Source organism: Streptococcus sp. k-90, from assembly GCF_013277565.1.
Classification (GTDB): Bacteria; Bacillota; Bacilli; order Lactobacillales; family Streptococcaceae; genus Streptococcus.
The window spans coordinates 1-5775 of the sequence record NZ_VMNE01000052.1 but is presented as its reverse complement, the minus strand read 5'-3'; the positions used below and the strand labels follow the sequence as shown (position 1 = coordinate 5775).

Annotated in this window: 9 protein-coding genes; 7 read left to right on the top strand and 2 right to left on the bottom strand. The window is 40.8% G+C overall.

The features are described from left to right. Positions 1 to 172 precede the first annotated feature (172 nt). Both HT734_RS09300 and HT734_RS09295 read right to left on the bottom strand, forming a co-directional pair. Positions 173 to 820: a hemolysin III family protein gene (locus HT734_RS09300; protein WP_049511340.1), complete on the bottom strand. Its 648-nt coding sequence runs from the start codon at positions 818 to 820 to the stop codon at positions 173 to 175. Next, positions 820 to 1263 (bottom strand): DUF1836 domain-containing protein, encoded by a 444-nt coding sequence (locus HT734_RS09295; RefSeq protein WP_173278279.1) that lies wholly within the window; start codon positions 1261 to 1263, stop codon positions 820 to 822. Before HT734_RS09295 ends, HT734_RS09300 begins: the two co-directional genes overlap by 1 nt. Positions 1264 to 1397: 134 nt before the next feature. Between HT734_RS09295 and HT734_RS09290 the strand changes: the two genes are divergently transcribed. The 7 genes from HT734_RS09290 (at position 1398) to trxB (ending at position 5727) form a co-directional block, all read left to right on the top strand. After that, on the top strand, positions 1398 to 1877 hold the full coding sequence (locus HT734_RS09290; RefSeq protein WP_173308532.1) for a GNAT family N-acetyltransferase: 480 nt from the start codon (positions 1398 to 1400) through the stop codon (positions 1875 to 1877). Continuing rightward, the gene (locus tag HT734_RS09285) at positions 1877 to 2395 is read left to right on the top strand and encodes a methylated-DNA--[protein]-cysteine S-methyltransferase (RefSeq protein WP_173278275.1); all 519 of its coding nucleotides are present in this window, start codon (positions 1877 to 1879) and stop codon (positions 2393 to 2395) included. Before HT734_RS09290 ends, HT734_RS09285 begins: the two co-directional genes overlap by 1 nt. A gap of 5 nt (positions 2396 to 2400) precedes the next feature. Continuing rightward, on the top strand, positions 2401 to 2757 hold the full coding sequence (locus tag HT734_RS09280) for an arsenate reductase family protein (RefSeq protein WP_000889093.1): 357 nt from the start codon (positions 2401 to 2403) through the stop codon (positions 2755 to 2757). A 147-nt stretch (positions 2758 to 2904) separates the two neighbouring features. Next, positions 2905 to 3705, top strand: coding sequence for an amino acid ABC transporter permease (locus HT734_RS09275; RefSeq protein ID WP_173278273.1), 801 nt, complete (start codon positions 2905 to 2907; stop codon positions 3703 to 3705). Further along, a complete protein-coding gene (locus HT734_RS09270; protein ID WP_000590965.1) occupies positions 3705 to 4448 on the top strand; it encodes an amino acid ABC transporter ATP-binding protein in 744 nt (247 codons plus the stop codon). Before HT734_RS09275 ends, HT734_RS09270 begins: the two co-directional genes overlap by 1 nt. A gap of 77 nt (positions 4449 to 4525) precedes the next feature. Next, complete coding sequence (locus tag HT734_RS09265; RefSeq protein WP_000926599.1) at positions 4526 to 4750, top strand: DUF4059 family protein; 225 nt, start codon at positions 4526 to 4528, stop codon at positions 4748 to 4750. Between the two features lie 65 nt (positions 4751 to 4815). After that, a complete protein-coding gene (gene trxB, locus HT734_RS09260) occupies positions 4816 to 5727 on the top strand; it encodes a thioredoxin-disulfide reductase (RefSeq protein WP_173278272.1) in 912 nt (303 codons plus the stop codon). Positions 5728 to 5775: the final 48 nt, after the last annotated feature.

Genomic DNA, 5775 nt, shown 5'->3' with positions numbered 1-5775 from the left:
GAGATTTTCGAAGAGTATAACTATTCTGGTTTACATACTATCAGGGAAGCAGTATCCCATAATTGACGGCACGCTAGTAGGTACTATAAAATGGACTAGAGTACATTTTTGATTGGGTATAAAACATCATAGAGAATAAAAATAGGTTAGGATTTTTTCTCCTAACCTATTTTTACATATAATAAACAATGGCAATGTACTGGAGGGCAGATGCTGCTAGGATAAAGAGATGCCAAATCATGTGGAAATAAGGTTTTTTCTTGGCGTAAAATCCAGCTCCAACTGTATAAGAGAGTCCGCCAGTGACCATGAGACTCCAGAAAATGGGTGTCGTTTGACTGATAATGGCAGGAATGATAGCCAGAACCAACCAGCCCATAATCAGGTAAAGAGCAAGGCTAAATTTCTCATTGACCTTTTTAGCAAAGATTTTATAGAGAATACCAAAGATGGTCGTTCCCCATTGAATGGCAATAATCAGATAGCCAAACCAGTTATTCATTAAGGTCAAGACGACGGGCGTGTATGAGCCTGCAATGGCAACATAAATCATAGAATGATCAATGATTCTCAAGACATATTTGTGGGTTGAACCATAGGCCATAGAGTGGTAAATGGTGGATGATAAAAACATGAGAAACAGACTGATAACGAAAATGGAAACGCCGATAGATGATAAAAATCCGTGTGTCTCATAACTATAGGTTGATGAAATGGGGAGTAAGATGAGCATTATGACTGCACCTACGGCATGGGTCACGCTATTAGCAATCTCCTCTCCAAAACTGAGTTGTTTGCTGAGCTTTAGGCTTGTATTCATTAGATTTCCTCCTCTTGAGTACGATGGGTTAAGGATAGAGTTTGATGATAGAGTTTAACGGTTTGGCAGCTGGTTTGGATAATGGGGTTAGCTGGGTCAATTCCTTGGTTCATGTAGTTTACAAAAGCATCGTAGAGTTGGTCTGAACTTGCTTGAGTTTGTAGAGTATTAAGTGTCTGGGCTATTTCTTGAATAGAAAATACAGACTTGAGGGTTGTGATAGCAATCAAACGGGCAATCTGTTGGCGTTGGTATTTTTTCTTGTCAGGCTTTGTCAGGTAACCATGTTTGACATAATTATTGACCATAGATGCTGTTAGGCCCTTGTCTTTATCAGGAGAAATAGGGGCGCAGACCTGATTGACATAGAGCAAAACCTGGTCCAGATAGAGGTCAATGTTTGGAATTTCTGCCCATTTTGGGTAGGAAAAGGTGGTTTTCATTTCCGACTCCTCTTTATCTAGTTTTAATAACTAGATTATAAAATAACAAAAACAAAAAGTCAAGTTTTAACTGCTTGTGAAAAGGCTTGAATTATGCTATGATGGGAGAAACTAGTCAGAAAAGAGGAGAAAAGATGGAGATTCGTTTAGCTTTTCCAAATGAAGTAGATGCCATTATGCAGGTGATGGAGGATGCTAAGAAATGTTTAGCAGCTGCTGGTAGNNGTTATCCAGATGCTGATATTATTATTGAGGATATTATCTCAGGTCAAGCCTATGTGGCCTTGGAAGAGGGAGAACTGCTAGCCTATGCTGCTGTGACCAAGAGTCCAGAGGCAGCCTATGAAGCCATTTATGAAGGGAAATGGCAAGCTGGAGAGTCAGAGTACCTAGTCTTTCACCGTATTGCTGTGGCAGCAGATGTGCAGGGACAGGGGGGGGCTCAAACCTTTTTAGAGGGCTTGATTGAAGGTTTTGATTATCTAGATTTTCGCTCAGATACGCATGTTGCAAACAAGGCCATGCAGCATATATTTGAAAAACTGGGTTTTAAACAGGTTGGTAAGGTTCCAGTTGATGGCGAACGCTTGGCCTATCAAAAATTGAAGAAATAATGCAAAAGAAGTACATAAAAATGTTCTATTCTTCGCCGATTGGCTCCCTTTCTCTCGTAGCTGATGATCATTATTTGTATGGAATTTGGGTACAGGAGCAGAAGCATTTTGAGAGGGGGATAGGAGATGAAACGATAGAAGAAGTTGTTAGTCATCCCATTTTAGATCCAGTTATTGCTTGCTTAGATGCTTACTTTAAAGGCAAGCCTCAGGATTTATCCAACTTGCCCTTGGCTCCAATAGGAACGGATTTTGAAAAGAGAGTTTGGTCCTATTTACAGGGAATTCCTTATGGTCAGACAGTGACCTATGGGCAAATAGCCCAAGACCTGCAAGTTGCTTCTGCTCAAGCAATTGGTGGAGCGGTAGGACGCAATCCGTGGTCTATTCTAGTACCTTGTCATCGTGTGCTAGGAGCAGGAAAGCGTTTGACAGGTTATGCTGCAGGAGTGGAAAAGAAAGCTTGGCTCTTGGATCATGAAGGCGTAGATTTTAAAGATATAAACAATAGAAAGTGAAAGACATGTTAGAATTTATCGAATACCCAAAATGTTCAACTTGTAAAAAAGCAAAGCAAGAATTAAACCAACTCGGTGTGGACTATAAAGCCGTTCATATCGTCGAAGAAACACCCAGCCAAGAAGTCATTTTAAACTGGTTAGAGACTTCAGGTTTCGAGTTGAAGCAATTTTTCAACACTAGTGGGATCAAATACCGTGAATTGGGGCTAAAAGATAAGGTAGGAAGTCTGTCAAATCAAGAAGCGGCTGAGTTGCTAGCAAGCGACGGTATGTTGTTAAAACGGCCGATTTTAGTAGAAAATGGAACTGTTAAGCAAATTGGTTATCGAAAATCTTATGAAGAATTGGGACTGAAATAGTTTTTACTTATCTCTTTGANNATAACCTCCCTGTTTCAAAGTATGATAAACTAGTAGGTAGACAAAGTCTGTATCTGACCGTAGCAAATAATTTCATTGACGGCAGAAGTATGGTAGAATGAATCATTATCAGGAGAGGATGTTTTTATGAATGTTACAACGATTTTAGCATCAGATTGGTACCAAAACTTGATGCAATTGATTCCAGATGGCAAGCTTTTTAGCCTGCGTTCGGTCTTTGATGGAATCCCGAGAATTGTCCAACAACTTCCAACAACGATTATGTTGACAATTGGTGGTGCCCTTTTTGGCTTGGTTTTGGCGCTTCTTTTTGCCATTGTGAAAATCAATCGTGTCAAGATTTTATATCCCTTGCAGGCTTTCTTTGTTAGTTTCTTAAAAGGGACACCGATTTTGGTGCAACTCATGTTGACCTACTACGGAATCCCTTTGGCTTTGAAAGCCCTCAATCAGCAATGGGGTACTGGTTTCAATATCAATGCGATTCCAGCTGCTGTTTTTGCGATTGTAGCCTTTGCCTTTAATGAAGCATCTTATGCTAGTGAAACCATTCGTGCAGCCATTCTCTCAGTTAATCCTGGTGAGATTGAGGCGGCACGCAGTCTGGGTATGACCCGAGCGCAAGTTTATCGACGAGTGATTATTCCAAATGCAGCGGTGGTAGCTACTCCAACATTAATTAACTCCCTCATCGGCTTGACCAAGGGAACTTCCCTAGCCTTCAGTGCGGGTGTTGTGGAAGTCTTTGCCCAAGCTCAGATTTTGGGTGGTGCCGATTATCGTTACTTTGAGCGATTCATCTCTGTAGCCCTTGTTTATTGGGTAGTCAATATCGGAATTGAAAGCTTCGGTCGTTTCATCGAGAGAAAAATGGCTATTTCTGCACCCGATACAGTGCAAACAGATGTGAAAGGAGACCTTCGTTAATGATTAAGATTTCGAATTTAAGCAAATCCTTTTCAGGACAGACTGTCTTGGATCATCTGGACTTGGATATTCAAAAAGGGGAAGTCGTAGCCTTGATTGGTTCTTCAGGAGCTGGAAAATCAACCTTCCTTCGCAGTCTCAATTATCTTGAAACACCTGACAGTGGCTCTATTCAGATTGATGATTTTTCAGTTGATTTTTCTAAAATCACTCAAGAAGAAATCCTTGCCCTACGTCGTAAGCTGTCTATGGTTTTCCAACAGTTTAATTTGTTTGAACGCCGCACAGCGCTTGATAATGTGAAAGAAGGCTTGGTTGTTGTCAAGAAATTATCTGACCAAGAAGCGACTAAGATTGCCAAGGAAGAGTTGGCTAAGGTTGGGCTTTCTGACCGTGAAAACCATTACCCTCGCCATTTATCAGGTGGACAAAAGCAACGTGTTGCCCTAGCGCGTGCGCTTGCTATGAAACCAGATGTTTTGCTCTTAGACGAACCAACTTCAGCCCTTGACCCAGAATTGGTCGGTGAAGTAGAAAAGTCTATTGCAGATGCTGCTAAGTCAGGTCAAACCATGATTTTGGTCAGTCATGACATGTCCTTTGTAGCCCAAGTAGCTGATAAGATTCTCTTCCTAGATAAGGGGAAAATTATCGAATCTGGAACACCGGATGAGATTATCCACCATCCGAAAGAAGAGCGGACAAAAGAATTCTTCGCTAGTTACAAACGGACTTATATTTGATATAATAGATAGAGAAAAACTCAGTTAGCTGGACTAGCTGAGTTTACTCTTTAAAAAAGATAGAAATGAGAGAAATCATGCTACTGCAACTATTTTCTTTATATTTCGAGAGTTTGATCTTGACCACCATCCTCGTCCTGATTTTTTTAGGGATTTGGATTGGACTAAGAGCCATGTCGGGAGTTGATAAGACAGCCAAGGCTCGTCAAGCCCATCTCTATGATATGATTATGATTGGAGTTTTGGTTGTTCCAGTATTATCCTTTGCGGTTATGAGCTTAATTCTTGTTTTCAAGGCATAATCCTTGCTTGATTGACAAGAAAGAGTTAGAATAAAGATAGTTACAACAAGAAAGAAGGAATCTATATGTACGATACTATTATTATCGGTGCTGGACCTGCAGGGATGACTGCAGCCTTGTATGCTGCTCGCAGCAATCTGAAAGTAGCCTTGATTGAAGGCGGTCTGCCAGGTGGTCAGATGAATAATACCTCTGATATCGAAAATTACCCAGGATATGCTAATATTAGTGGGCCTGAATTGGCTGAAAAGATGTTTGAACCACTTGAAAATCTTGGTGTTGAGCACATTTATGGTTATGTTGAAAATGTAGAAGACCATGGTGATTTTAAGAAAGTGATTACTGATGACCAAACATATGAAACTCGTACCGTTATCGTAGCGACTGGTTCAAAACACCGTCCTTTGGGAGTGCCTGGAGAAGAAGAACTGAACAGTCGTGGTGTTTCCTACTGTGCCGTATGTGATGGTGCTTTCTTCCGTGACCAAGATTTGTTGGTAGTTGGTGGTGGAGATTCAGCTGTCGAAGAAGCTATCTTCTTGACTCGCTTTGCCAAGACTGTTACCATTGTTCACCGTCGTGACCAACTTCGTGCTCAAAAGGTTTTACAAGACCGCGCCTTTGCGAATGAGAAAATCAGCTTTATCTGGGATTCTGTAGTCAAGGAAATCAAGGGTGAAAACAGAGTAGAATCTGTCGTATTTGAAAATGTGAAAACAGGTCAAGTGACAGAACAAACCTTCGGTGGCGTCTTTATCTATGTTGGATTGGACCCTCTTAGCGATTTTGTTAAAGAATTGAATATCCAAGATCAGGCAGGCTGGATTGTGACAGATAATCACATGAAAACTGCAGTTGACGGTATTTTTGCAGTTGGAGATGTTCGCTTGAAAGAGCTTCGTCAAGTAACAACAGCAGTTGGAGATGGAGCTATCGCTGGTCAAGAAGCTTACAAGTTTATCACAGAATATAGTTAATCATAAAAACGCATAGTATCAGATTTACAATGAACTGCACCCCAAAAG